Genomic DNA, 24,693 nt, shown 5'->3' with positions numbered 1-24,693 from the left:
GCAGTAGCCTCGACGGGTGAAGGTCGCTCTGCAGTTCGTCGCGATGGGTCTCGTCTGGGGCGCCAGCTTCCTGTTCATGAAGGTGGCGCTGGAGGGCGTCTCCTTCGGTCAGGTGGCGTGGGCGCGGCTGGTGTTCGGGGCGTTGACGCTCGGGATCATCGTGCTGGCCACGCGCAGCCGGCTCCCGAACCAGCCGGTCGTCTACCTGCACTTCGTGGTCGTCGCGATCACGTACTGCGTGGTGCCGTTCCTGCTCTTCGCCTGGGCGGAGCAGTACGTGTCCTCCAGCCTCGCCAGCATCTACAACGCGGTGACGCCGATTACGACCGCGATCCTCGCGACCGCCGCGTTCCGCGTCGAGAAGCTCAACCGCGACCAGGTGCTCGGCGTGCTCGTGGGCGTCGTCGGAGTGGTCGTCGTGGTCGGGCCGTGGTCGATCGCCGCGCTGTCCGGCAGCGTGTGGGGGCAGCTCGCCTGCCTGGGCGCGGTCACCTGCTACGGCTTCAGCTTCGGGTACATCCGGCGGTTCATCAGCCACCGGGACATCCCGGCGACGTCGGTCGCGTTCCTCAACATCGGCCTCGCGGCGGTGATCATGCTGCTGCTCACGCCGGTGGTGGCGCTCTCGCCCATCGCGTTCAGCTGGCCGGTGCTCCTGAGCCTGCTGGCGCTGGGCGCGCTCGGGACGGGCGTGGTCTACATCTGGAACATGAACGTGCTGCGCGCGTGGGGGCCGACGGCGACGTCGGGCGTGACCTACGTGACGCCGGTCGTCGGCGTCGTGCTCGGCATCCTCGTGCTCGGCGAGCACCTGAGCTGGAACGAGCCGGTCGGCGCCGCCGTCGTGCTGTGCGGCATCCTGCTGACGCAGCAGCGCGTCCGCCTCTTCACGCGCCGCCAGGCCGAGCTGGTCGAGGCCCGTACGAACTGACAGAACACGCCGCCTCGGCATGGTCCGAGACGGCGTGTTCTGTCAGGTGGATGGAGGCTACGCGACCGTCGGGCCGAAGTGCTCGGGGAGCGTCGAGCGGTGCACGCCGCGCAGCTCCTCGATGCCCACGGTGAAGAGGTCCTGCACCTCGAGCACCGGCTGCGCTCCGACCTCGGCGTCGGTGACGCCGATGCGGAGGAGCGGCACGCCGCGGCCCTCGCAGAGCCCGCGGAACTTCACGTCGTCCTCGCGCGGCACCGAGACGATGACGCGCGCGGTGGACTCGCTGAACAGCGCGGTCGCGGCGTCCACGCCGTCCCGCTCCTGCAGCTCGCCGAGCCAGACGCGGGCGCCGACGCCGAAGCGCATGACGCTCTCGGCCAGCGCCTGCGCGAGGCCGCCGTCCGCGAGGTCGTGCGCCGACGAGACCAGGCCCTCCACCGAGGCCGCGTGCAGCGTCTCGGCGAGCGTGCGCTCGGCTGCGAGGTCGACCGCCGGCGGGCGTCCGCCGAGGTGGCCGTGGACCGTGCCGGCCCACGCCGAGCCGTCGAGCTCCTCGCGGGTGACGCCGAGCAGGTAGATGTTCTCGCCCTCGTCCTGCCAGCCGGCCGGGACGCGGCGGGCGACGTCGTCGATCACGCCGAGCACGCCGACGACCGGGGTCGGGAAGATCGGGGTGTCGCCGGTCTGGTTGTAGAACGAGACGTTGCCCCCGGTGACCGGGATCTCCAGTTCCAGGCAGGCGTCGGAGAGACCCTCCACCGCCTGCGAGAACTGCCACATGACCTCCGGGTTCTCCGGGCTGCCGAAGTTGAGGCAGTCCGTGACGGCGGCGGGCACGGCGCCGGAGGCGGCGACGTTGCGGTAGGCCTCGGCCAGAGCGAGCTTGGCGCCCTGCTTGGGGTCGAGCTGGCAGTACCGGCCGTTGGCGTCGGTCGCGATCGCGAAGCCGAGGCCGCTCTCCTCGTCGGCGCGGATCATGCCGGAGTCGTCCGGGAACGACAGCGCGGTGTTGCCGCCGACGAAGTAGTCGTACTGGTCGGTGATCCAGCTCTTGTCGGCCAGGTTGGCGCTGCCGAGGAGGGCGAGCACCTGCTCGCGAAGCTCGTCGCCGCTGGTCGGCCGCGCCAGCACGGCGGCGGTGTCGGCCTGGAGGGCGTCGATCCAGGTCGGGTAGGCGACCGGGCGCTCGTAGACCGGGCCGTCGACCGCGACAGTGCGCGGGTCGACGTTGACGATCTCCTCGCCCTTCCAGTTGATGACCAGGCGGCCGGTCTCGGTGACCTCGCCCAGCACGCTGGTCTCGACATCCCACTTGGCGGTCACGGCGAGGAAGGCGTCGAGCAGCTCGGGCTTGACGACCGCCATCATGCGCTCCTGGCTCTCGGACATGAGGATCTCCTCCGCCGTGAGCGTGGGGTCGCGCAGCAGCACCTTGTCGAGCTCCACGAACATACCGCCGTCGCCGTTGGAGGCCAGCTCGCTCGTCGCGCAGGAGATGCCCGCGGCGCCGAGGTCCTGGATGCCCTCGACCAGCTTGTCGCGGAACAGCTCGAGGCAGCACTCGATGAGCACCTTCTCGGCGAACGGGTCGCCGACCTGCACGGCCGGCCGCTTGGTCGGGCCGCCCTCGGAGAACGTGTCGGAGGCCAGGATGCTCGCGCCGCCGATGCCGTCGCCGCCGGTGCGGGCGCCGAACAGGACCACCTTGTTGCCCGCGCCGGACGCGTTGGCGAGGTGCAGGTCCTCGTGCCGCAGCACGCCGACCGAGAGCGCGTTGACCAGCGGGTTGCCCTGGTACACGGAGTCGAAGTACGTCTCGCCGCCGATGTTCGGCAGGCCGAGGCAGTTGCCGTAGAACGAGATGCCGGAGACGACGCCGTGGACGACGCGCGCGGTGTCCGGGTCGTCGATGCGGCCGAAGCGGAGCTGGTCCATGACGGCGACCGGGCGCGCGCCCATCGAGATGATGTCGCGGACGATGCCGCCGACGCCGGTCGCGGCGCCCTGGAACGGCTCGATGTACGAGGGGTGGTTGTGCGACTCCACCTTGAAGGTGACCGCCCAGCCCTCGCCGACATCCACGACTCCGGCGTTCTCGCCCATGCCGACCATGAGGTTCTTCTTCATCGCCGGAGTGACCTTCTGGCCGAACTGGCGCAGGTAGATCTTCGACGACTTGTAGGAGCAGTGCTCCGACCACATCACCGAGTACATCGCCAGCTCGCCCGAGGTGGGGCGGCGGCCCAGGATCTCGCGGATGCGGGCGTACTCGTCGTCCTTGAGGCCGAGCGCCGCGTACGGCTGCTCCTTCTCCGGAGTCGCGGCGGCGTTCGCGACGGTGTCGACGACATGCTGGACGGTGGTGTCGGTCACGCGGGCACTCCAGGCTGCTGGCGGTGGCGGGGGATGGGAGACATTCTACCGGGGGTTGGGGGCGCACCGTCCCGGGCGGGTGGCAGGATGTGGACAGGTGCCGTTGTGCACGTCTCGCCGCCGTCACGGAAGGCCGAACCATGCAGATTCCACGCCCGTCGCCGGAGACCATGGAGCTGTTCCGCTCGGTGGTGCCCGACGCTCCCGGCGTCGAGGTCAAGCCGATGTTCGCCAACCTGGGCGCGTTCGTGAACGGCAACATGTTCGCCGGCCTGTTCGGCGAGAGCGTCGGAGTCCGCCTTCCCGACGACGCCGTGCGGGAGGAACTGCTGGCGATCGAGGGCACGGGGCCGTATGGTCCGGCCGAGCGTCCGATGGGCGGCTACGTGTCGCTCCCGGACGCCTGGCGCGACGAGCCCGACCGCCTCCGCGAGTGGATCGGTGTCGCGCTGGAGCAGGTGGGGCGGATGCCGCCGAAGGAGAAGAAGCCGCGCACGCCCAAAGCCTGACCGCACCATGCGAGCCCTGTTCCGCTGAACGCGCTCAGGCGGTCGGCACCGCCGCCCGCGTCAGCTGGTCCACATCCCGCGCCGCACCCTGATCAGCCGACAGCGTCATCGCCGCGTACGCCCGTAGCGCCGCCGAAACCGGACGCTCCCGGTCGAGCGGCCGGAACCCGCGACCCGCGGCCAGCGCTTCGCGCCGCGCGTCGAGCTCCGCGTCGGGCACCTCCAGGCGGATGCTGCGCGCCGCGACGTCGATCGTGATCGTGTCGCCGTCCTCCACCAGCGCGATCGTGCCGCCGGCCGCCGCCTCGGGCGAGACGTGGCCGATCGACAGCCCTGACGTGCCGCCGGAAAAGCGGCCGTCGGTGATCAGCGCGCACTTCGCGCCCAGGCCGCGGCCCTTCAGGAACGAGGTCGGGTACAGCATCTCCTGCATGCCAGGGCCGCCGCGCGGGCCCTCGTAGCGCACCACGACCACATCCCCGGCCTGCACACGCTTGGTCAGGATCGCGTCGACCGCCTCCTCCTGCGACTCGACCACCACGGCCGGGCCGGAGAAGACCAGGATGCTCGGGTCCACGCCCGCGGTCTTCACCACGCAGCCGTCCGGCGCGAGGTTGCCGCGGAGGATGGCCAGACCGCCGTCCGCGGAGTGGGCGTGGGCGACATCCCGGATCACGCCGCCGGCGCCGTCGGTGTCCAGGGAGTCCCAGCGCGCGGACTGCGACGACGCCTGCGCCGAGCGCACCCGGCCCGGGGCCGCGTGGAACAGCTCGATCGCCTCGTCCGTCGGCGAACCGCCGCGGATGTCCCAGTCGGCCAGCCACGACTCCAGCGACGGCGCGTGGATGCTGTGCACTCCGCGGTCGAGCAGGCCGGCGCGGTCGAGCTCGCCCAGCAATGCGGGCACGCCGCCGGCGCGGTGGACGTCCTCCACGAGGGCCGCTCCATTGGGCGCGACCTTGCTCAGGCAGGGGACCCGGCGGGAGAGCCGGTCGATGTCGTCCAGGTCGTAGTCGATCCCGCCCTCGCGGGCCGCGGCGAGCAGGTGCAGGATCGTGTTGGTCGAGCCGCCCATCGCGATGTCGAGCGCCATCGCGTTGCCGAACGCCTCCCGGGTCGCGATCGAGCGGGGGAGGACCGACTCGTCCTCGCCGTCGTAGTACCGGTGCGCGAGCCCGACGGCGGTCGCGCCGGCCTTCTCGTAGAGCGCGCGGCGGGCGGTGTGCGTGGCGAGGGTCGAGCCGTTGCCGGGGAGGCCGAGGCCGAGCGCCTCGACCAGGAAGTTCATCGAGTTGGCGGTGAACATCCCGGAGCACGAGCCGCAGGTCGGGCAGGCGGCCTCCTCGACGCGCAGCAGGTCCTCGTCGGAGACGGCGTCGTTCGCGGAGTCCGCCATGGCCGAAATCAGGTCGAGCTTGCGGACCGTGCCGTCCACGAGCACCGTGCGGCCGCCCTCCATCGGGCCGCCGGAGACGAACACGGTCGGGATGTTCAGGCGCAGCGCGGCGAGCAGCATGCCCGGGGTGATCTTGTCGCAGTTGGAGACGCAGACCAGCGCGTCGGCGCAGTGCGCGTTGACCATGTACTCGACGGAGTCGGCGATCAGCTCACGCGACGGAAGCGAGTACAGCATCCCGCCGTGGCCCATCGCGATACCGTCGTCCACCGCGATCGTGTTGAACTCGCGCGGGATGCCGCCCGCGGCCTGCACGGCCTGCGACACGATGCGGCCCACCGGCTGCAAGTGGGTGTGGCCGGGGACGAACTCGGTGAAGCTGTTCGCGACGGCGACGATCGGCTTGCCGAAGTCCTCGCGGGCGACGCCGGCGGCGCGCAGCAGTGCGCGGGCGCCGGCCATGTTGCGGCCGTGGGTGACAGTGCGGGAGCGGAGAGCGGGCATGCTCCCATGCTGCTGGCGCCGCCGCGTGCGCGGAAGGCGGCGTCACTACTAGTAGTGGGAGCACTAGTATCGATCGCGTGAGCGAACAGGACGACCGGCGCGGAGAGCTCGGCCGCTTCCTGCGCACCAGGCGGGAGCAGGCGCCCCGCGCCGAGTACGGACTGCCGCCGGTCGGCCGCTCGCGCGACCGCGGCCTCCGCCGCGAGGAGGTCGCCTACCTCTCCGGTGTGAGCGTCACCTGGTACACCTGGCTGGAGCAGGGACGGCAGATCAACCCGTCCCGCTCGGTGCTCGACGCGGTCGCCCGCACCCTCAGGCTCTCCCCGCCGGAACACGAGTACCTGCTCTCGCTCGCCGGCTTCGGCCTGCCCTCGCTCGTGCCCACCCGGCCGGTGGAGGACGCACCGGCGCACGTCCAGCGCCTCCTCGACGCTCTCGGCGCCAACCCGGCGTTCGCGCTCGCGCCCGACTGGGGCATCGCGGGCTGGAACGCGGCGTACGCGGGGCTGTACCCGAACGTCGCCCGGGTGCCGCGGGAGGACCGCAACCTGCTCTGGCTGGTCTTCACCGACCCGGCGGTGCGGGAGCTGCTGCCCGACTGGGAGGAGACGAGCGCGCGCTTCCTGGCGGAGTTCCGGGCCGAGACGGGGACGCGCGCGGGCGATCCGGCCGTGCGCGCGCTGGTGGAGCGGCTGCGAGAGGCCAGCCCGGCGTTCCGTGCGGCGTGGGAGCGCTACGACATCCGCGGCTTCGCGTCACGCGAGCGCCGCTTCCGGCATCCGCGCCAGGGCGACGTCACCCTGGAGCACCACCAGCTCACCCCGACCGACCACCCCGACCTGCGCCTCGTCGTCTACACCCGGCTCCCGTAACCGCCGAGTACGCGGATTCTCTGCGTACTCGAGCGTTTCGGCCTGATTTCGGGCGTACTCGGCGGCTTGCTACGCGGGGCTGCTAGGCCTCGACGAGGGCGGAGCGGATGACGGACGTGAAGAAGGTGAGGCCGTCGACGCCGGAGCGCATCGCGACCGCCGTGTCCGGCCCGAAGCCGGGCTCGACCGCGTGCTCGGGGTGCGGCATCAGGCCGACGACGTTGCCGCGCTCGTTGCGGACGCCCGCGATGTCGTCCAGCGAGCCGTTGGGGTTCACACCGGTGTAGCGGAAGACGACGAGCCCCTCGCCCTCGAGGCGCTTCAGCTCCTCGGCGGACGCGATGAAACCGCCCTCGCCGTTCTTCAGCGGGATGACGATCTCCTGGCCCTGCTCGAAGCCGCTGGTCCACGGGGTGTCCGCGTTCTCGACGATCAGGTGCTGGTCGCGGCGGATGAAGTTGCCGTGGTCGTTGCGGATGAGGCCGCCGGCGACGAGGTGGGCCTCGGCGAGCATCTGGAAGCCGTTGCAGATGCCGAGCACCGGCATCCCCTTGCCCGCCGCGTCCACGACCTCCGTCATGATCGGCGAGAGCGAGGCGATGGCGCCGCAGCGCAGGTAATCGCCGTAGCTGAAGCCGCCGGGGAGGACGAGTGCGTCGACGCCCTGGAGGTCGTGGTCGCCGTGCCAGAGCGCGACCGGCTCGGCGCCGGCGATGCGGACGGCGCGCAGCGCGTCCCGGTCGTCGAGCGAGCCGGGGAAGGTGATGACGCCGATGCGCATCAGGCGCCCTCGGCCGGGTAGTGGATGCCCACGACGTCCTCGATGACCGAGTTGGAGAGGATCTCGTTGGCGATCTCCGTGACCGCGGCGCGGGTCGCGTCGTCGATCGGGCCGTCCACGGTCAGCTCGAACCGCTTGCCGAGGCGGACTCCCGAGAACTGGCCCTTGCCGATCCGGGCGAGGGCGCCGGCGACCGCCTTGCCCTGGGGGTCGAGCAGCTCAGCCTTGGGCATGACTTCCACAACGATCGTCGACAAAGGGTGATCTCCGCTCCACTCGCGCATCCGGGCCACAGCGATTCTACCGTGGGGCGGAGGGGCTTCGGTCCGCGCGGGCGGTCTCGGCGGCGAAGGCGAGCGCGCGGGGTGCGAGCTCGGCGTGGAGGCGCGTGAACAGGGCGGCGGAGGCCGGCCCTGGCCAGTCGGCGGGGAGGGCCGCGGCGGGGAGGCCGGGGTCGCGGTAGGGGATCACGCGCCACTGGTCGAGGAGTCGGATCCACAGGGCGAAGGCGTCCCGGTCGTCGGCCGCGGGAGGCGCGCTCCGGAAGCGCTCGAGGAAGGACTCGTGGAGGGCGCGGAGCGCGGGGAGGTCGTACCAGCGGCCCACGGCGGCGGGGAGGTCCTCCGCGGACCCGTCGCCGGCGAGCTGTGCGCCCCTGAACAGGTCCGCGCCGTACGCCCGTGCCACCTCCGCGAGCTCGTCCTCCAGCGTGTCCGGCCCGATCCACAGCCCGTCGGCGACCGTCCCGCAGCCGAGCGCCGCGAGCGCGCGCCGCAACCGGTGCCGCTGCGCGCGCTGGTGCTCGGGGAACGAGAACGACACCAGGCACCAGGAGGCCGGAGCGGGGCGCTCGCCGAAGATGCGGGCGTCCCCGCGCTCGAGCATCGGCAGCGCAGCGGGATCGAGCGCATAACCGGCGACGCCGTCGCGCGGCTCGCGGACCAGGACGCCCCGCCCGCACAGCCGCGCCAGGCTGGAGCGCGCCGTCGTGGCGGGGACGCCGAGCGCGGCCATCAGCTCCACCGCCCCCGCGGCGCTCATCCAACCGCCGAGCGGGCGCAGGGTGCTGCCGACGACCGTGCGGAGCATGGCGGTGGCGGAGCCGCTGCGGGCTTCGAGGTCCTCCCGGGCGGCCACGTCGCGGTCGGGCGCCCCGCGCGCGCCGGCCTCCCGCACCTGTGCCACCCCGCTCATTCCGTGATCAGCTCGCCCAGCACATCCCGCACCGCCGCCAGGCCGACCGCGACCTCTTCGAAGCTCGTGCTCAGCGGCGACAGGCCGATGCGGAGGCCGTCCGGGTCGCGGTAGTCGGGGATGATGTCGCGCTCCCATAGCCGCGCCGTGACCTCGCGCATCGCCGGGTGGTTGAGCGTGACGTGGCCGCCGCGCTGCGCCGGGTCGCGCGGGCTGGCGAGGGTGACGCCGAGCGGCGTCAGCCAGGTGTCGGCGAGCCGCACCGCGAACGTGGTCAGGTCGACCGACTTCGCGCGCACCGCGCCGATGCCGCACTCCCCGATCATCGTCACCGTGTCCTGGAGGGCGAGCATCCCCACGATCGGCGGCGTCCCGGAGATGAATCGCCGCACGCCGTCGGCGGGCTGGTACTCCGGCCCCATCAGGAACACGTCGCGCACGCCCATCCAGCCCTGGATCGGCTGGGCGAGCCGGGGCTGGAGCCGGCTGTTCACGTACCCGAAGGCGGGCGATCCGGGGCCGCCGTTCAGGTACTTGTAGGTGCAGCCGACGGCCAGGTCGACGTCCCAGGCGTCGAGCTCGACGGGCACCGAGCCGGCGGAATGGCAGAGGTCCCAGAGCACAAGCGCCCCTGCGTCATGGACGATGCGCGTGATCGCACGCACGTCGGCGAGGAAGCCGGAGCGGTACGCGACGTGGCTGAGCACGACGAGCGCCGTGCGCGGGCCGACCGCCGCCGCGACCTGCTCGGGCGTAACGCCGGCCTCGGTGTCGGCCTCGATCCAGACCAGCGAGAGCCCGCGCTCGCGCGCGATGCCGTCGAGCACGTAGCGGTCGGTCGGGAAGTTGTCGGTGTCGAGCACGATCTCGCTGCGCTCCGGCAGGAAGTCGACGGCGGCGCGCGCCAGCTTGTAGAGCAGCACGGTCGTGGAGTCGCCGATGAACGCCTGCCCCGCCGCGGCGCCCAGTGCCGTGTCGCCGAGCGCGTCGCCGATCCGGAACGGCAGCTCCATCCACTCCTCGTCCCAGCCGCGGATCAGCCGGCCGCCCCAGCCGTCCACGAGGAACCGGTGGATGCGCTCCACGCTCGCGAGCGTTGGACGTCCGAGGGAGTTGCCGTCGAAGTAGGCGACGACCGGGGAGGCGGTGCCGAGGTCGGGAGCGCCTTCGCTGGGGGCGACGCCCACGAAGCGCTCCCGGAAGTGCGCGAGCGGGTCCGCCGCGTCGAGGGCGCGCGCGGCGGCGAGGGGATCGCCGGCGAGCGTGTCCGCGTCGGCCGCGGCGGCCTCCTCGTCCAGCGGGTCGTAGGCGAACAGGTCGTCGGGGAGGTCGGTCATGGGGTGTCCTGTCCAAGCGGGTGGGAGGGGAGGATGAGGAGGTCCGGGACGCGCACGCCGCGGGCGGTCGCGAGCCAGGCGGGGAGGTCGGTGTCGTCGGCGGGAGGCGGAGTGGGTGTCCAGGCGATGCGGGGGCCGAGGGAGGCGGTCGCCCGGCCCGCGATCGTGCGCACGAGTGCCGCGCCGGCCAGCCCGGCCTCCTGCAGTGCGGCGAGCTCGCGTGCGTTCACTCCCACGGGGAGGTCGCCGTTGCCGAGATCCGTGCCGTACCGCACGCGCCCGCCCGCGCCGGCGAACCGGCGGAGATTGTCGACCGCGATGCGGTAGTGCTCGGTCGGGGTGCCCCAGCCGTGGATGTCGAGAGTGCTGATCCAGGTCATCCCGCGTCGCGCGGACTCCGTGACGAGCGCGTCGTCGAGTCGCTCGGTGAAGGGGGTGTGGGCGAGCTGGTCGACGCCGGCGGCCACGGCGCGGGCGGTCTGACCCAGGCCCTGGACGTGGGCGACGACGGGGACCCCGGCGGCGTGGGACTCCCCCACGATCGCGGCCAGAGTCGAGTCGTCCACGGTTTCGCCCGCGTCGGAGTTGAGGGTGACCTTGATGCGGGAGGCTCCCAGCATGACCTGTCTCCGGACCGCATCCCGGGCCTCGCGCGGGCCGCCGACCTCCGCCGCAGCGCCCTCCGCGGCCCAGCCGGACGCCACCGGGTAGCCGCCGGGGGCGGTGATCAGCGCGCCCGCGATCGCGACGGCAGGGCGACCCGGGAGGTCGGCCAGCCAGGAGGCCGCGACGGCCGGGATCCAGCCGAGGTCGACCGCGTGGGTGATGCCGCCGGCGAAGAGCGCGCGGGGGTCGGTGAGGCCGAGGTGCGTGTGGTGGTCGGTCAGCGACGGGAAGAGGGTCCCGCCGAGAGGGAGAGGCGGAGTGGAGTCGGCCACTGCCGTGGCGGGCTTAAGGCGCTCGCCGTCGATTCGGAAGGTCGCCGGGCCGTCGAACCCGCCGCCGTTCCACACCGCATCCACCTGAACGCTGTGGGCGCGCGGCGCCGCGTCGGTCATTCCGGCGCCCCGATCTCGGTCCGCACCGCGAACAGCTCCGGGAAGAACGTCAGCTCCAGCGCCTTCTGCAGGAAGCTGACGCCGGTGGAGCCGCCGGTCCCGGTCTTCATGCCGATGGTGCGCTGCACGGTCTTGAGGTGGCGGAAGCGCCAGAGCTGGAAGTTGTCCTCCAGGTCCACGAACTCCTCGCACGCCTCGTACTCGCTCCAGTGCTCCGCCGCGTGCTCGTAGATGTCGCGGAACACCGGGACGAGTTCGGGGCTGAAGACGTGGGCCTCCGTCACGTCCCGGTCGAGGACGGCGCGCGGAACGTCGTGGCCGGCGCGCGCCAGGAAGCGCAGGAACTCGTCGTAGACGCTCGGCGCCTCCAGGAGCTCGGTCAGCAGCGCGAGTGCGCCCGGGTCCTCGCGGAACACCGACAGCATCCGCCGGTTCTTGTTGCCGAGCACGAACTCCACCGCGCGGTACTGGTACGACTGGAACCCCGACGAGTTGCCGAGGAAGCCGCGGAACTGGGCGTACTCGGTCGGCGTGAGCGTCGCGAGCACCGACCACTGCTCGGTGAGCGTCTTCTGGATGTGCTTGACGCGCGCGATCCGCTTGAGGGCCGGCTGCAGCTCGTCGGCCCGGAGCAGGTCGCGCGCGGACGCGAGCTCGTGCAGCACGAGCTTCAGCCAGAGCTCCGTCGTCTGGTGCTGGATGATGAAGAGCAGCTCGTCGTGGTGCTCCGGCACGCTCACCGGCTTCTGGGCGCTGAGCAAGGTGCCGAGGTCGAGGTACGACCCGTACGACATGCGCTCGCGGAAGTCCGTGACGATGTCCGGATCGAATTCGCGCGTGTTCTCGTTCGCGGTCATGTTGCGATTCTGCGCCGATCGTCACGGAAGTGCAACAGGCGACACGCCGTCGCCGCGATCGGCACGCGGACGTTCGCTGCCGTTCACCGGCCGGTTACCTGGAGTTGCCGCCACCGTCGTCGCCGGCTCCTACTTTCGTCGCGGGACTTCCTGCGGACGGGAGACGGGAATGGGCAGGCACTACGACCTCGCGATCGTCGGCGGAGGCATCGTCGGGCTCGGGCACGCGGTTGCGGCGCTCCGGCGCGGGCTGACGGTGGCCGTGCTGGACCGAGCCTCCGGCGTCGAGGGCGCCTCGGTCCGCGGTTTCGGCCACCTCTGCATCACCGCCCAGGAGGGCGAGGCGCGAGCGTACGCGGAGCTCGGTCGCGAATTGTGGCCGACCCTCGCCGCGGAGGCCGGATTCTGGCTGGGCGAGTCCGGGACCATCGCTGTCGCGCAGGCGGCGGACGAGCTGGCCGTGCTCGAAGAGTTCCGCGACACCCGCGGCGGCCACGACATGCGGATGCTGACCCCCGCGGCCGTGCGCGAGCGCGTCCCCGTCGCCGAGGGAGTCCCGGTCGGGGGCGCGCTGTTCCCCGCCGATCTGCAGGTCGACCCGCGGGAGGCCGCGCCCGCGATCGCGCGCTGGCTCGACGGGCACGGCGTCGACTTCTTCTGGCACACCACCGTCACCGGCGTCGAGACGGGCCGGGTGCACACCTCGCGCGGCCGGGTGTCCGCCGACGCCGTCGTGGTCGCAGTCGACCACGAGGTCGACCGGTTGTTCCCCGGCATCGCCGAGGATCACGGCATCCAGCGCTGCGGGCTCGACATGCTGCTCGTGGAGGCGGACTTCGAGCATCCGTTCTCGGCGCCGGTGCTCATCGCGCAGTCCCTCGTCCGGGCCGCCGGATTCCGGCACGTCCCCGGCGTCGACGCCCTCCGGGAGCGGCTCGTCGCCGAGCGCCCCGACCTGGCGGCGTTCGACATCGACCCGGTGTTCGCGCAGCGGCCGGACGGCTCGGTCCTCCTCGGCGGCGCCCGGCGGAGCGGCGACGATGTCCCGCCGTACCAGTCGGAGACGGCGTTCGAGCTGCTGCTGGAGGGCGCGCGCACGCTGTTCGGCCTCGGCCGGATCCGCGTGCTCGAACGCTGGCAGGGCGTCCACGCGACCGCCGCCGACGACTTCCTGGTCTCGTCGCCCGCGCCGTCCGTCCGAGTCGTGTCGGTGACCTCCGGCATCGGGATGACCACCGGGCTCGGCCTCGCCGATCGCGTGGTGGACGAGCTGTTCGCCACCGCGCCGGGAGTGCTGACCGCGGCCGGGGCCGCGCGCTCCCGCTGACCGCGCCCTCCACCCGCCGCCCCCGACCGACAGCCGACCACCGAAGCTCCGCACAGAAAGGCACCGGCCCATGTCTCCTGAAGGCCTCATCACGAGCGAATTCGACGACGCCGCGATCATCGACACCGAGGTCGACACGGCTGCGCTCGTCGCGGTCGACGCCGACGACCCGGACACGTTCCCGGACCTCGAGCTCGTCGTGCTCGACCTCGCGGGCACGACCGTCGTGGACGACGGCCTGGTCGAGAGCGCGTTCCTCCGCGCCGTCGACGCCGCCGGCCTCGCCGTCACCGACGACGAGCAGCGCCGCGCGCGGGCGTACGCGCACGCCACGATGGGTCAGCCGAAGCTCTCGGTCTTCCGCGCGCTCACGGAGGACGAGGATCAGGCGGAGCACGCCACAGCGGTCTTCGAGTCCGCCTACGCCGAACTCGCCGCCGACCAGGGTCTGCGCCCGGTCCCGGGCGCCGAGGACCTCATCCGGCGCCTCCGGTCGCTGGGCGTGGCGGTCGTGCTCACGACCGGGTTCTCCCGCGCGACGCAGGACACGGTGCTCGACGCCCTCGGCTGGCGCGACCTCGCCGACCTCACGCTGAGCCCGTCGGAGGCGGGCCGCGGACGGCCGTACCCCGACCTGCCGCTCACGGCGCTGCTGCGCACGGGTACGTCGAGCGTCGAGGGCATGGTCGTCGTGGGCGACACCGCGAGCGACATCGTCTCCGGCCTCGCCGCCGGTGCGGGCCTCGTGGTCGGCGTGCTGACCGGCGCCCACGACGAGCGGACGCTCACCGACGCCGGCGCGGACGCTGTCATCCCGAGCATCGCGGACCTGGCGGAGCTGCTCGGCCTTGAGGAACTGGAACGGGGCGCCGAGCTGGAGCGCGCCGCCGAAGTGGAGCGCGCCGCCGAAGTGGAGCGCGCCGCCGAAGTAGAGCGCGCCGCCGAGCTGGACGCCGAGACGGCCCCCGTCCGCGCGCCCGGCCGGCCGGAGGGGCAGACCCGCGCGTGACGATCAAGGCAGTGACCCCCCGCGTCGTCGAGCCGCCGGCGAGCCTGGGGATGGGCGTCAGCGTGTACCCGTCCGCGACCGCGATGGTGTGGCAGGGCGTCGGGCACCGGCACGAGGCGGTCGCCGTCCCCGGCGTTCGCCTGGCCCCGGGCGACGTCCTGGTCGAGGTCGAGCTCGCGACGGTGTGCGGTTCGGACATCCACACGGCGCTGGGCCACCGCTCGGCGCCCACGCCGCTCGTGCTCGGCCATGAGCAGGTCGGCCGCGTCGTCGCGCTCGGCCGCGGGGGCGCCAAAACCACCGACGGGCGCCGCGTGGCGCTCGGCGAGCGGGTGGTGTGGTCCGTCGCCGTGCCGTGCGGCCGCTGCGCGCGCTGCCGCCGCGGCCTCCCGCAGCGCTGCGTCAGCCTCCAGAAGTACGGTCACGAGCGGATGCGGCGCGGCTGGGAGCTGTCGGGCGGCTTCGCGACCCACACCCACCTGCTCGACGGCACGCCGATCGTCGCCGTTCCCGAGGAGCTTCCCGCCGCCGTCCTGGCGCCCGCGTCCTGCTCGACGGCGACCGCCGCCGCCGCACTGGAGGCCGCCGCTGCGATCGTCCCCCTCGACGGCGCGCTCGTCCTGATCACCGGCGCAGGGATGCTCGGTCTCACCGCGTCGGCGATGGCGGCGGAGGCCGGGGCGAAGGTCGTGGTCAGCGACCCGATCCCCGAGCGCCGGGAGGCCGCACGGCTCTTCGGCGCCGCGGCCGTCGCCGATCCGCGGGCGGCGCCGGACTCCCGCGCCGGCCTGGCGTCGGCGCTGTCGAAGGCGGGCGGCCGCGCCTCTGCACCCACGATCGCCCTCGAGTTCTCCGGCAACCCGTCCGCCGTGCGGTCGCTGCTGCCGGTGGTCGACGTCGGCGGGGTCCTGGTGCTCGTGGGCTCGCTCTCCAACGGACCGGAGTTGCCGGTCGTGCCCGAACAGCTCGTCCGGCGCCTCCTCACCGTCCGCGGCGTCCACAACTACGCGCCCCGGCACCTGGAGGAGGCGGTGCGATTCCTCGCGGAGGCCGGCACGAAGTACCCGTTCGCCGAGCAGGTCGGCGCGGTGTTCCCGCTCGCGGAGGTGGATGCGGCGCTGGCCGCGACGGGGTTCCCGCGGGTGGCGGTGCGGCCGCGCTGAGGCGTTGCGCCGCCCCGTGGCATCGTAGGGGCATGGCCGCCGACCCCTTCGCCCGTTTCTTCGAACTGCTGCGCGCCCTCCCCGAGCCGGAGGACGCCGAGGCCCTCTACGGCGACGATCCCGAGGGCCGGCGCCGCGCGCGCAACCTGCGGCGGTACTTCGCGATGCCGCACGCGCCCGTCCTCCTGCTGGGCGAGGCGCCGGGCTGGCGGGGGATGACGGTGACCGGCGTCCCGTTCGTCTCGGCGCGGGAGGCCGCGGCCGGGGTGGTGCCCGGGCTGGAGCTGCCCGAGCACCCGCAGGCGCCGTGGGAGGCCTCCAGCCGGGTCGTCTGGGCGACGCTGAAGGACTGGCGCGGCCCGATCCCGCTGTCGTGGCCGGTCTACCCGCTGCACCCGTTCGTCGCGGGCACCCCGCACAGCAACCGCACGCCGCGCCCCGCCGAGGTCCGCGCCGGCGCGCCGGTCGCGCTGGAGCTGATCCGCGCGCTGCGGATCGAGACCGTCGTGGCGGTGGGCAGGAAGGCGCAGGGCGCGATCGCGACGGCGGGTCTGGAGGCGCCGGCGATCCGGCATCCCGCGCAGGGCGGCGCCGGGCTGTTCGCCGAGCAGCTCATCGAGCTGAACCGGTCACTGGAGCTCTGAGCGGAGCCCGAGCCTCAGCGGCCGGGCCGCCGGTGCGGCTGCGCCGCCAGGTCGTCGATGCCGTCGAGCGCGTCGCGCAGCCGGTCGAGGAAGCGGATGACCGTCAGCGACTCCTCGTCGTCCAGCGTCGCTGCGACGTCGACCAGCTCCTCGCGGACGTCGCCGAGGATCGCGCGATGGAGCTCGTCGACCGGGACCGCGGGCACGATGATCAGCGCGCGGCGGTCGAACGGGCTGGGCTCGCGACGGATGTGGCCGGCCTTCTCGAGCCGGTCGAGCAGAACGGTGATCGACGAGCTCTGGATGCCGAGGTAGTCACCGAGCTCCTTCGGGCCGACGGCGATGCCGCGCTCCCGGGCGCGCAGCAGGTAGCGGAGCGCCGAGATGTCGTTGACCGTGAGGTTCATGCTCTTCTCGGAGCGGCGCTGCATCGCCGAATCGGCGACCAGGTAGCTCCGCAGGCCTTCGAGCACCTCGAGGGCGCGCTGCCGCTCCGCGCCCGTGGGTCCGGACGCGGGCGGGGTGGAATCCCCTCTGCCCGTCGCCATGCCTCCGATGATAATCCTGCCGGTCGCGCGCGTCCGGTCAGACGGGGGCGGGTTCGGTCGGCTGCGGGGCGAAGACCAGTCCGCTCGCGCGCGACGCCAGGTCGGCGAGGGTGTTCAGCCACTGGTCGTCGAGGCGCTCGGGGGAGGGCGAGTCGAACTCGTAGCGGAGGGGGATGGCGTTGTCGATCCACAGCGAATGGCGGCCGATCGGGTCGGCCCCGTCCGGCGTCCAGGTGAGCAGGAACGGCTCCCGTCTGCGGAGCTTCATGGTGATGATCGCCTGCAAGTGCGCGAGCGCGTGGTCATCGAACTCGAACGACTGACCGTCGTAGACCAGAGCACCCATCGTCGGATCCTTCCACTCGACCGAGTGAGTCTGGAACGATCATAGCGGTAGCTAGGTCATCTAGCTATCCAAAAATCAAACGATGTGTTCGTTGTGGTCACTTGACTGAGCCCGAGTTTGCGGCCTTGATTAGCTAGCCCATCTAGTTACATCGGATGATTGCCGTCCGGCGACTAAGCATCGGATCGTGACAACGACCTTCGATCGGGTGCTTGACCGGAAGAATGCCCCGAGCGTACTATTCCACAAGGAATAATCCTTTCCGATCATCCAACCCGCGAACAGAGCCCCCTCGAGAACCATGCCGCACGCCCCGTCCCTCACCCCACTCGCCGTCGCGGCGCTCGCGCTGCTCGCCGAGGGGCCGACGCACCCGTACGAGATGTATCAAACGCTCGTGCTGCGCTCGGAGGATCGGCTCGTCAAGGTGCGGCCGGGCTCGCTCTACCACACGGTCGACCGCCTGGCCCGGCAGGGCCTTGTGCGCGCGACCGGCACCGAGCGCGAGGGCAACCGCCCGGAGCGCACCACCTACGAGATCACGGAGGAGGGCACCCGGGCCCTCGGCGAGCGCGTCGCGGACATCATCGCGACCCCGGTCAACGAGTTCCCGGAGTTTCCGCTCGGCCTCGGCGAGGCGCACAACCTCCCGCTGGAGACCGTGATCGACCTCCTCCGCAACCGCGTCGGCCTGATGCGCGCCGACATCGCCCTGCTCGACGACGGGATCCACCGGGTCCGGTCGAAGGGGCTGCCCGAGAAGTACTGGCTCGACGTGCGGTACCTGCGCACGACGGCGGAGGCCGAAGCCGCCGCCCTCGAAGCCCTCATCGACGACCTCGCCTCGGGAGCCATCTCCTGGGACGAGGAGAAGCAGCATTGAGAGAAAGAACAACATGGAACGCCAACTGAAGCCATGGCCCGCCCTCTGGGCGCTCGTCATCGGGTTCTTCATGATCCTGATCGACACGACCATCGTGTCGGTCGCCAACCCGTCGATCATGAAGGGCCTCAACCTCGGTACGGACTACAACGCGGTCATCTGGGTCACCAGCGCCTACCTGCTGGCCTACGCCGTCCCGCTGCTGATCACCGGCCGCCTCGGCGACCGCTTCGGCCCCAAGAACATCTACCTGATCGGCCTGGTGATCTTCACCCTGGCCTCGGCGTGGTGCGGGTTCTCCGGCGTCATGCCCGGCGGCGGCATCGGGATGCTGATCACCGCCCGCGTCGTCCAGGGCCTCGGCGCCTCGCTGATGACCCCGCAGACGATGGCCGTCATCACCCGCATCTTCCCGCCGGACCGCCGTGGTGCGGCGATGGGCCTCTGGGGCGCCGTCGCCGGCGTCGCGACGCTGATCGGCCCGCTGCTCGGCGGCGTGCTGGTCGACTGGCTCGGCTGGGAGTGGATCTTCTTCATCAACGTCCCGGTCGGCGTCGTGGCCTTCATCCTCGCAATGCGGCTCGTGCCGAAGCTCCCGACGCACACGCACGCCTTCGACATCCTCGGCGTGGTGCTCTCGGCGGTGGGCATGTTCCTGCTGGTGTTCGGCATCCAGGAGGGCGGCACCTACAACTGGGGCGTCATCGGGGACGGGCCGTTCTCGGTCTGGGGTCTCATCATCGCCGGCATCGTCGTCCTGGCCGCGTTCGTGGTCTGGCAGGCGTTCAACAAGAAGGAGCCGCTGCTGCCGCTCCCGCTGTTCCGGGACCGCAACTTCTCGCTGTCCAACGGTGCGATCACGACGGTGGGCTTCGCGGTGACCTGTATGGCGCTGCCGCTGGTGTTCTACTTCCAGACGGTCCGCGGCCTCACTCCGACGCAGTCGGCGCTGATGCTCGCCCCGACCGCGGTGTTCTCGGGTGTGCTCGCCCCGCTGATGGGGCGCCTGATCGACAAGATCAACCCGAAGTTCATCGCGACGCCGGGCCTGGTGCTGTTCTCGCTGTCGCTGTTCCTGTACTCGCGGATGCTGACCCCGGACGTCAGCATCTGGTGGCTGCTCGTCCCGAGCGCGCTGCTGGGCATCGCGATGTCGGGCGTCTGGGGACCGATCTCGGCCGTCACCACCCGCAACCTGCCGATGAACCAGGCGGGGGCCGGCTCCGGCGTCTTCAACACGACGCGCCAGATCGGCGCCGTGCTCGGAAGCGCGTCCATCTCCGCGCTCATAACGGGCCGCCTCGCGGTCGACCTGCCGAAGGCTCCCAGCGGCGCAGCGCCGACCGCGACCGCGGGGACCGAGCTGCCGAGCTTCCTGCACGCCGGGTTCACCCAGGCGATGTCGGAGGCACTGCTGCTGCCGGCTGCGGTGGCGTTCCTCGGCGCCCTCATCGTGGTGTGGTGGGCGAAGCCGAAGCCGCCGGCGTGGGGGCCGAGGGCGGAAGGCGCCGGCCGTCCGGCCGAGGCCGGCCAGGCCGGTGAGCCCGTCGCCGTGGGCGCCGTCGCCGGTGGAGGCGCGGAGGCTGCGGCCGACGACAGTTCCGGAGCTGCCGTCGCGGCCGCGGCCGAGCCGCTCGACGGGGCCACCTCCACCACGGCCCACGGAGCGCACGCGGCCTCCGGCCCGGCGGACGCCGCTCGGCACGGCGCGCACGCCGCCGAACCGGCGGCCGACGCGCGCCGCGACGGCGAGGAGCACCACGGCATCCACGCCGCCCCCGCGACCGACTGACGCGGCCACGTGAACAAGGGAGGACTCCCCGGCCCATTCGGCCGGGGAGTCCTCCCTTCACTGCTTCCCGGCGGCGTGTCGCGCCGGATGTCCTCCGCCGGCTACGCCTCCGCGACCACCCGCACGACGTTCGCCCACGGGTCGTCGAACGACACCGATCGCCCGTCGTCCCGCGTCGGCACCCCGTAGTGCCGCATCCGCTCGGTCAGCGCGCCGACATCGTCCGCGCCGGGCAGCCGGAGCTGCACCTCGCCGAGCCCGAGCGCGAGCCGGCGCACGCCCGCGCCGCGGCTGTTCCAGGTGTTCATCGCCATGTGGTGGTGGTACCCGCCGGCCGAGACGAACAGGGCCGACGAGCCGAGCGAGGCCGTGGCCTCGAAACCGAGCCGGTCGACGTAGAACGCGCGCGCCGACGCGACATCCCCGACCGACAGGTGCACGTGGCCGACGACGGCGTCGCCGAAACGCGGATCATCGGTGTGGGTGGAACCGTCGAGCGCCGGGAGCTCTGCCAGCGCCGCGCCGCGCTCGGTCAGGTGCTCGCGCAGGAACGCGTTCGGGTCGAGGTAGAGCGTGTCCATCTCCACCTGGCCGTGCGTCCAGCTCCACTGGCTGCGGTCGCGGTCCCAGTACAGCTCGACGCCGTTCCCCTCGGGGTCGGTGAAGTAGAAGGCCTGCGAGACGAGATGGTCGGCGCTGCCGGTGAACGTGCCCGGCGCGCGGCGCGCCACCGAGTACACCGCTGCGGCGAGGGCCTCCTGGCTGTCGAAGACGATCGCGGTGTGGAACAGGCCGGCCTCGCCGGGGGAGGCGTGCTTGAGTTCGGGCGCGTGCTCCAGGATCACCGAGGGCGTCGCGCCGCGCCCCAGGATGACGCGGCCTCCCTCGGCGGCGAGCACGGAGAGCGTGACCGCGTCGCGGTAGTAGGCGGTCATTGCGTCGAGGTCGGCGACGCGGAGGGTCACCGCTCCCATCGCGGAGTCGGCGGGAAGAAGTTCTGGCATGCGTAATGCAACGCACGGGATGGTGAATGTATTTCAGGTCTCGATCGCGCCGCCGGTTTCGGCCAGATAGCGACGGAGCGTGAGCGAGGGATCGGCGGCCTGGAGCGCACGGTAGCGGGTGAAGTCGAGCTGGGCGCGCAGGGTGGTCCCGGTCCGCATCCGCTCCGACTGGGCGCCCTCCACTGCCTGGATGCGGCGGGCTTGGGCGAAGAGCTCGTCGCGGCGCTCGGCGCCGACGACGAGGACGCCGTCGTCGTCGGCGACGATCCAGTCGTCGGCCGTGACGGCGACGCCGTCGAGCGTCGCGGTGCGCATCGCGTTCCCGGCGGGCGGGACCCGGCGCGGGCCGAAGGGATGCGCGCCCAGGCTGAACAGCGGCAGGCCGATCTCCCGGAGCTGGGCGGTGTCGCGGTGCAGGCCCCAGATCACGGCGCCCGCGAGGCCGGCCTCCCGTGCCTCGAGCAGCATCAGGTCGCCCACGCAGGCTTCGTCGCGCCGGCCGCCGTTGTCGACGACGAGCACAGCGCCGGGCGGGGCGTCGTCGATGGTCTCCAGGAGGACGTCGACGCTGCCGAGGTGCGTGACGGGAGCGGCCGGTCCGGAGATCGGACGGCCGGGGAGGAGCGGGACGAGTGCGACCGGGGCAGGGGCGACGGGGACGCCGAGGCGGACGGCGGCGTCGGCGACGGCGGCGGTGGGGAGGTGTGCGGTGCCGTTCGTTTCCATGTCGCGACGCTACCGCCCCGCGCATGCGAGCCGGAGAATGCGGCTGTCCTCCACAGCCGGGTCCATCGTGCGATTTCTCCCCGGATTCCGGTCGGGTCTTCTCCGGCGCGCCTGCCTGGCCAAGGATGGTTCTCGGGAGGTGCGATGAGACGGATGGTTCGGCTGGCCCGCCGGTACTGGGTCGTGACGCTGACGCTGGGAATCGGCGTCGTCGGCATCGTGCTGGCGCTCGCTGGCGCGGGCTGGCTGGTGCAGTGGGTGTTCAGCGTCTACGCGCTGGCCGTCGCCGTGTGGCAAGGGGTGGGGATGGTGCGCGCGATGGCGCACGGCCGGTTCGGCCTGGACATCCTGGCGATCACGGCGATCGTCGCCACGGTGCTGGTCGGCGAGTTCGTGGCCGCGCTGCTCGTCGTGCTCATGCTGACCGGGGGAAACGCGCTCGAGGACTATGCCAACCGCCGCGCGAAACGCGAGCTCGACGCCCTGCTCACGCGCGCGCCGCAGTTGGCGCATCTCGTGGTCGACGGCGGCTACCGGGAGGTGCCGGTCGACCAGGTGACGGTGGGCGCCGCGCTGCTCGTCCGGCCGTCCGAGATCGTTCCGGTCGACGGGGTCCTGCTCTCCGCCCGGGGCACCTTCGACCAGGCATCGATCACGGGCGAGAGCATCCCGGCCGAGAAGTCGGCGGGCGACGAGGTGCTGAGCGGATCGGTGAACGGGCAGCAGGCCGTCGAACTGCGGGCGACGGCCACCGCCGCGTCCTCCCAGTACCAGCAGATCGTCGCGCTGGTCGCGCAGGCGGCGGAGAGCAAGGCGCCCGTGGTCCGGCTGGCCGACCGCTACGCGGTGCCCTTCACCGTGTTCTCGCTGGCGCTCGGCGGGATCGCGTGGTGGCTGAGCGGCGACGCGGTGCGGTTCGCCGAGGTCCTTGTGCTGGCGACGCCGTGCCCGCTCCTCATCGCGGCCCCGGTCGCGTTCATCGGCGGGATGAGCCGCGCGGCGCGCAACAGCATCATCGTCAAGTCCGGCGGAGTGCTGGAACAGCTCGCACGGGCGCGCACGGCCGTGTTCGACAAGACGGGTACGCTCACCTACGGCGCCCCGGCGCTCAGCGACGTGCGGCCGCAGCCGCCGTTCGACGCGGACGAGCTCCTGGCGACGGTGGCCAGCGCCGAGCAGTACTCCTCCCACGTGCTCGCGGCGTCGTTCATCCAGGCGGCGCGGGAGCGTGGGCTCGAGCTGCGCGAAGCCGGCTCCGCGCAGGAGGCCGCGACCAACGGCGTGGTGGCGGACATCGACGGAAGGGAGGTCGTGGTCGGCAAGTACGCGTTCGTCGCCGAGCACGCGCCCGACGCGTTGCGCGCCCCGATCGCGCCGGGCGAGCTGGCGGTCTACGTCGCGATCGGCGGGCGCTTCGCCGGCGCGCTGCTCGCGAGGGACCGGCTCCGGTCGAACGCGGCCGCCACGCTGCGCGAACTCGACTCGCTCGGGGTCACCAACACGATGATGCTCACCGGCGACGCCCGCGAGACCGCCGAGCACATCGCCGCAGAACTCGGCATCACCCGCGTGCGCGCGGAGTGCCTGCCGGCCGACAAGGTCGCCGAGGTCGCGGGCGTCGCCGAGCGGCCGGTGATCATGGTGGGCGACGGTGTGAACGACGCCCCTGTGCTCGCGGCAGCCGACGTCGGGATCGCGATGGGCGCCAAGGGCGCGACGGCGGCGAGCGAGTCGGCCGACGCTGTGATCCTCGTGGACGACATCCACGGCGTCGCCCGGGCCGTGCGGATCGGCGCGGACACCGTCCGCATCGCCCTGCAGAGCATCTGGCTCGGGATCGCGGTTTCGGTCGTCCTGATGCTGATCGCGGCGTTCGGCGTCATCCCGGCGACGGCGGGCGCGCTCATCCAGGAGCTGGTCGACGTGGCGACCATCCTCGCGGCGCTCCGGGCGATCGGCGGCCGGCTCGACGCGCGGGAGGCGGTGGAGGCGCGGGCGCGACCGGCTGTGCCGGTCGGCGGGGCGGATCGGGCGCGGTAGGGGCGGCTACGCCCCGGTCAGCCGTTCCAGCAGCTCCCGGTAGCGGGCGGCCGTGCGCTCCACCACCTCGGCGGGGAGCTCGGGCGGCGTGCCCTGCCTGTCCCAGTTGGCGGCGAGCCAGTCGCGGACGATCTGCTTGTCGAAGCTCGCCATCCGCTCGGCCGGCGTCGCGGCCGTGGCGAACGTGCGGGCGTCCCAGTAGCGGCTGGAGTCGCTGGTGAGCACCTCGTCGGCGAGCGTGATCTCGCCGGTGCTGCGGTCGGCGCCGAACTCGAACTTCGTGTCCGCGATGATGACGCCGTGCTCCTCCGCGATGGCCGCGCCGCGTGCGTACACCTCCAGGGACAGCCGGCGCAGCTCCTCCGCGACCTCCGGGCCGACCAGCTCGACCGTGCGCTCGAAGCTGATGTTCTCGTCGTGCGCGCCGAGCGGGGCCTTCCACGCCGGGGTGTAGATCGGCTCCGGCAGCCGGTCGCCGTCCGTGAGCCCGGCGGGGAGCGGGACGCCGCAGACGCTCTGAGTCTGCTGGTACTCGGCCCAGCCGCTGCCGGTCAGGTAGCCGCGGACGACGCACTCGATCGGGAACATGTCCAGCGGCTTCACGAGCATCGCGCGCCCCGCGACCTCGGCAGGGATGCGCTCCACGACGCGGTCGCCGTCCAGCACGTGATCCGGGATGAGGTGGTTCGGGACCTCGCCCAGGCGGTCGAACCACCACAGGCTCAGCGTGGTGAGCAGCTCACCCTTGCCCGGGATGCCGGGCTCGAGCACGTGGTCGAAGGCGCTCACCCGGTCGGAGGCCACCACGAGGACGGCGGCGGTGTCGTCAAGCCCCTCCGCCCCTTCGGGCACGTAGAGGTCGCGGACCTTCCCGGAGTAGACGTGCTTCCAGCCTGCCAGTTCGCTCACCCGTCCATCGTAGGGGTCGCGCCACGCGCCGGTGGTCCCGCACGCAACTGTCGAGTACGCGCGAATTCAGGCGAAATGTGCCGAGTACGCGGACAATCCGCGTACTCGGCAGCTAGGCGGTCAGGCCAGCAGCTTGGCTTTCGCCGCGGTGAACTCCTCGTCGGACAGGATCCCCTGCGAGTGCAGGGTGGCGAGTTGCTGGATCTTCGCCATCATGTCGTCAGCGGGAGCCGCGGCCGGAGCCGCCGCCGGAGCCGCGGCCGCCTGCTGCGCGGCCGCCTGCTGAGCAGCCGCCTGCATCTGCGCCTGTTGCTGCTGCTCCTCGTACGCCTGTTGCTCGTACTTGTCCTGTTCGCGCTGTGCCTGCCGCCGCTGCACGTTGCCCGAAACGGCGGTCGCCGTCCCGGCCACGACGGCGGTGCGCGCCGCCATCCCGATCAGTCCCGGGCGTCCCATTCGTCCTAAAGGCATGTCCCCACTCCTCGGC

24 protein-coding genes are annotated in these 24,693 nt (G+C 72.4%); 10 read left to right on the top strand and 14 right to left on the bottom strand.

From position 1 onward, the window contains the following. Nucleotides 1-16: 16 nt before the first annotated feature. Nucleotides 17-931: a DMT family transporter gene (locus tag AC1ROW_RS09240; protein WP_493018588.1), complete on the top strand. Its 915-nt coding sequence runs from the start codon at nucleotides 17-19 to the stop codon at nucleotides 929-931. 57 nt (nucleotides 932-988) lie between these two features. On the opposite strand, the gene purL is transcribed toward AC1ROW_RS09240, so the two are convergent. Then, nucleotides 989-3,307, bottom strand: a complete 2,319-nt coding sequence (gene purL, locus AC1ROW_RS09235) for a phosphoribosylformylglycinamidine synthase subunit PurL (protein WP_493018587.1) — start codon at nucleotides 3,305-3,307, stop codon at nucleotides 989-991. Between the two features lie 140 nt (nucleotides 3,308-3,447). Here purL and AC1ROW_RS09230 point away from each other — a divergent pair, with 140 nt between their 5' ends. Next, nucleotides 3,448-3,816, top strand: coding sequence for a TfoX/Sxy family protein (locus AC1ROW_RS09230; protein ID WP_493018586.1), 369 nt, complete (start codon nucleotides 3,448-3,450; stop codon nucleotides 3,814-3,816). Between the two features lie 34 nt (nucleotides 3,817-3,850). On the opposite strand, the gene ilvD is transcribed toward AC1ROW_RS09230, so the two are convergent. Next, nucleotides 3,851-5,716, bottom strand: coding sequence for a dihydroxy-acid dehydratase (ilvD, locus tag AC1ROW_RS09225; RefSeq protein WP_493018585.1), 1,866 nt, complete (start codon nucleotides 5,714-5,716; stop codon nucleotides 3,851-3,853). A gap of 68 nt (nucleotides 5,717-5,784) precedes the next feature. On the opposite strand from ilvD, the gene AC1ROW_RS09220 reads away from it, so the two are divergent. Continuing rightward, complete coding sequence (locus tag AC1ROW_RS09220) at nucleotides 5,785-6,588, top strand: helix-turn-helix transcriptional regulator (protein ID WP_493019008.1); 804 nt, start codon at nucleotides 5,785-5,787, stop codon at nucleotides 6,586-6,588. An 82-nt stretch (nucleotides 6,589-6,670) separates the two neighbouring features. On the opposite strand, the gene purQ is transcribed toward AC1ROW_RS09220, so the two are convergent. From purQ to kynA, 6 genes are read right to left on the bottom strand one after another with little or no spacing between them, the layout of a single operon-like run. After that, nucleotides 6,671-7,369, bottom strand: a complete 699-nt coding sequence (gene purQ / locus AC1ROW_RS09215; protein ID WP_493018584.1) for a phosphoribosylformylglycinamidine synthase subunit PurQ — start codon at nucleotides 7,367-7,369, stop codon at nucleotides 6,671-6,673. After that, complete coding sequence (gene purS, locus AC1ROW_RS09210; RefSeq protein ID WP_493018583.1) at nucleotides 7,369-7,626, bottom strand: phosphoribosylformylglycinamidine synthase subunit PurS; 258 nt, start codon at nucleotides 7,624-7,626, stop codon at nucleotides 7,369-7,371. Before purS ends, purQ begins: the two co-directional genes overlap by 1 nt. Nucleotides 7,627-7,669: 43 nt before the next feature. Next, on the bottom strand, nucleotides 7,670-8,563 hold the full coding sequence (locus AC1ROW_RS09205; protein ID WP_493018582.1) for a PaaX family transcriptional regulator: 894 nt from the start codon (nucleotides 8,561-8,563) through the stop codon (nucleotides 7,670-7,672). Beyond that, nucleotides 8,560-9,900: a kynureninase gene (locus AC1ROW_RS09200; RefSeq protein ID WP_493018581.1), complete on the bottom strand. Its 1,341-nt coding sequence runs from the start codon at nucleotides 9,898-9,900 to the stop codon at nucleotides 8,560-8,562. The genes AC1ROW_RS09205 and AC1ROW_RS09200 overlap by 4 nt, the downstream gene beginning before the upstream one ends. Continuing rightward, nucleotides 9,897-10,958: an amidohydrolase family protein gene (locus AC1ROW_RS09195; protein ID WP_493018580.1), complete on the bottom strand. Its 1,062-nt coding sequence runs from the start codon at nucleotides 10,956-10,958 to the stop codon at nucleotides 9,897-9,899. Before AC1ROW_RS09195 ends, AC1ROW_RS09200 begins: the two co-directional genes overlap by 4 nt. After that, nucleotides 10,955-11,815 carry a tryptophan 2,3-dioxygenase gene (gene kynA / locus AC1ROW_RS09190; RefSeq protein WP_493018579.1) on the bottom strand — a complete coding sequence of 287 codons (861 nt, stop codon included), beginning with the start codon at nucleotides 11,813-11,815 and terminating at the stop codon, nucleotides 10,955-10,957. Before kynA ends, AC1ROW_RS09195 begins: the two co-directional genes overlap by 4 nt. 169 nt (nucleotides 11,816-11,984) lie before the next feature. Between kynA and AC1ROW_RS09185 the strand changes: the two genes are divergently transcribed. The 4 genes from AC1ROW_RS09185 to AC1ROW_RS09170 all read left to right on the top strand — a co-directional run bounded on the left by AC1ROW_RS09185 (nucleotide 11,985) and on the right by AC1ROW_RS09170 (nucleotide 15,958). Beyond that, nucleotides 11,985-13,142 (top strand): TIGR03364 family FAD-dependent oxidoreductase, encoded by a 1,158-nt coding sequence (locus AC1ROW_RS09185; RefSeq protein ID WP_493018578.1) that lies wholly within the window; start codon nucleotides 11,985-11,987, stop codon nucleotides 13,140-13,142. A 70-nt stretch (nucleotides 13,143-13,212) separates the two neighbouring features. After that, nucleotides 13,213-14,151, top strand: a complete 939-nt coding sequence (locus AC1ROW_RS09180; RefSeq protein ID WP_493018577.1) for a phosphonatase-like hydrolase — start codon at nucleotides 13,213-13,215, stop codon at nucleotides 14,149-14,151. Next, nucleotides 14,148-15,314, top strand: a complete 1,167-nt coding sequence (locus tag AC1ROW_RS09175; RefSeq protein ID WP_493018576.1) for an alcohol dehydrogenase catalytic domain-containing protein — start codon at nucleotides 14,148-14,150, stop codon at nucleotides 15,312-15,314. The genes AC1ROW_RS09180 and AC1ROW_RS09175 overlap by 4 nt, the downstream gene beginning before the upstream one ends. A 32-nt stretch (nucleotides 15,315-15,346) precedes the next feature. Further along, nucleotides 15,347-15,958, top strand: a complete 612-nt coding sequence (locus tag AC1ROW_RS09170; protein ID WP_493018575.1) for a uracil-DNA glycosylase — start codon at nucleotides 15,347-15,349, stop codon at nucleotides 15,956-15,958. 14 nt (nucleotides 15,959-15,972) lie between these two features. Here the strand turns inward: AC1ROW_RS09170 and AC1ROW_RS09165 are convergent, their stop codons facing one another. Next, nucleotides 15,973-16,506, bottom strand: a complete 534-nt coding sequence (locus tag AC1ROW_RS09165) for a MarR family winged helix-turn-helix transcriptional regulator (protein ID WP_493018574.1) — start codon at nucleotides 16,504-16,506, stop codon at nucleotides 15,973-15,975. 37 nt (nucleotides 16,507-16,543) lie between these two features. Further along, nucleotides 16,544-16,852 (bottom strand): DUF7882 family protein, encoded by a 309-nt coding sequence (locus AC1ROW_RS09160; RefSeq protein ID WP_493018573.1) that lies wholly within the window; start codon nucleotides 16,850-16,852, stop codon nucleotides 16,544-16,546. A 301-nt stretch (nucleotides 16,853-17,153) separates the two neighbouring features. Here AC1ROW_RS09160 and AC1ROW_RS09155 point away from each other — a divergent pair, with 301 nt between their 5' ends. Together AC1ROW_RS09155 and AC1ROW_RS09150 are read left to right on the top strand one after the other, a co-directional pair. After that, complete coding sequence (locus AC1ROW_RS09155) at nucleotides 17,154-17,735, top strand: PadR family transcriptional regulator (RefSeq protein ID WP_493018572.1); 582 nt, start codon at nucleotides 17,154-17,156, stop codon at nucleotides 17,733-17,735. Between the two features lie 13 nt (nucleotides 17,736-17,748). Further along, on the top strand, nucleotides 17,749-19,527 hold the full coding sequence (locus AC1ROW_RS09150; RefSeq protein ID WP_493018571.1) for a DHA2 family efflux MFS transporter permease subunit: 1,779 nt from the start codon (nucleotides 17,749-17,751) through the stop codon (nucleotides 19,525-19,527). A 101-nt stretch (nucleotides 19,528-19,628) separates the two neighbouring features. Here the strand turns inward: AC1ROW_RS09150 and AC1ROW_RS09145 are convergent, their stop codons facing one another. Further along, the gene (locus AC1ROW_RS09145) at nucleotides 19,629-20,531 is read right to left on the bottom strand and encodes a VOC family protein (RefSeq protein WP_493018570.1); all 903 of its coding nucleotides are present in this window, start codon (nucleotides 20,529-20,531) and stop codon (nucleotides 19,629-19,631) included. Between the two features lie 33 nt (nucleotides 20,532-20,564). Continuing rightward, complete coding sequence (locus AC1ROW_RS09140) at nucleotides 20,565-21,257, bottom strand: RraA family protein (RefSeq protein ID WP_493018569.1); 693 nt, start codon at nucleotides 21,255-21,257, stop codon at nucleotides 20,565-20,567. A gap of 144 nt (nucleotides 21,258-21,401) precedes the next feature. On the opposite strand from AC1ROW_RS09140, the gene AC1ROW_RS09135 reads away from it, so the two are divergent. Further along, nucleotides 21,402-23,297 carry a heavy metal translocating P-type ATPase gene (locus AC1ROW_RS09135; protein ID WP_493018568.1) on the top strand — a complete coding sequence of 632 codons (1,896 nt, stop codon included), beginning with the start codon at nucleotides 21,402-21,404 and terminating at the stop codon, nucleotides 23,295-23,297. 6 nt (nucleotides 23,298-23,303) lie between these two features. Here the strand turns inward: AC1ROW_RS09135 and AC1ROW_RS09130 are convergent, their stop codons facing one another. Beyond that, nucleotides 23,304-24,206 carry a phosphoribosylaminoimidazolesuccinocarboxamide synthase gene (locus AC1ROW_RS09130; protein WP_493018567.1) on the bottom strand — a complete coding sequence of 301 codons (903 nt, stop codon included), beginning with the start codon at nucleotides 24,204-24,206 and terminating at the stop codon, nucleotides 23,304-23,306. A gap of 120 nt (nucleotides 24,207-24,326) precedes the next feature. Then, nucleotides 24,327-24,677, bottom strand: coding sequence for an SHOCT domain-containing protein (locus tag AC1ROW_RS09125; protein ID WP_493018566.1), 351 nt, complete (start codon nucleotides 24,675-24,677; stop codon nucleotides 24,327-24,329). Nucleotides 24,678-24,693: the final 16 nt, after the last annotated feature.

The organism is Leifsonia sp. GW821-FHT13C09 (assembly GCF_058806435.1).
This window is presented reverse-complemented; position numbering and strand designations above follow the sequence as displayed.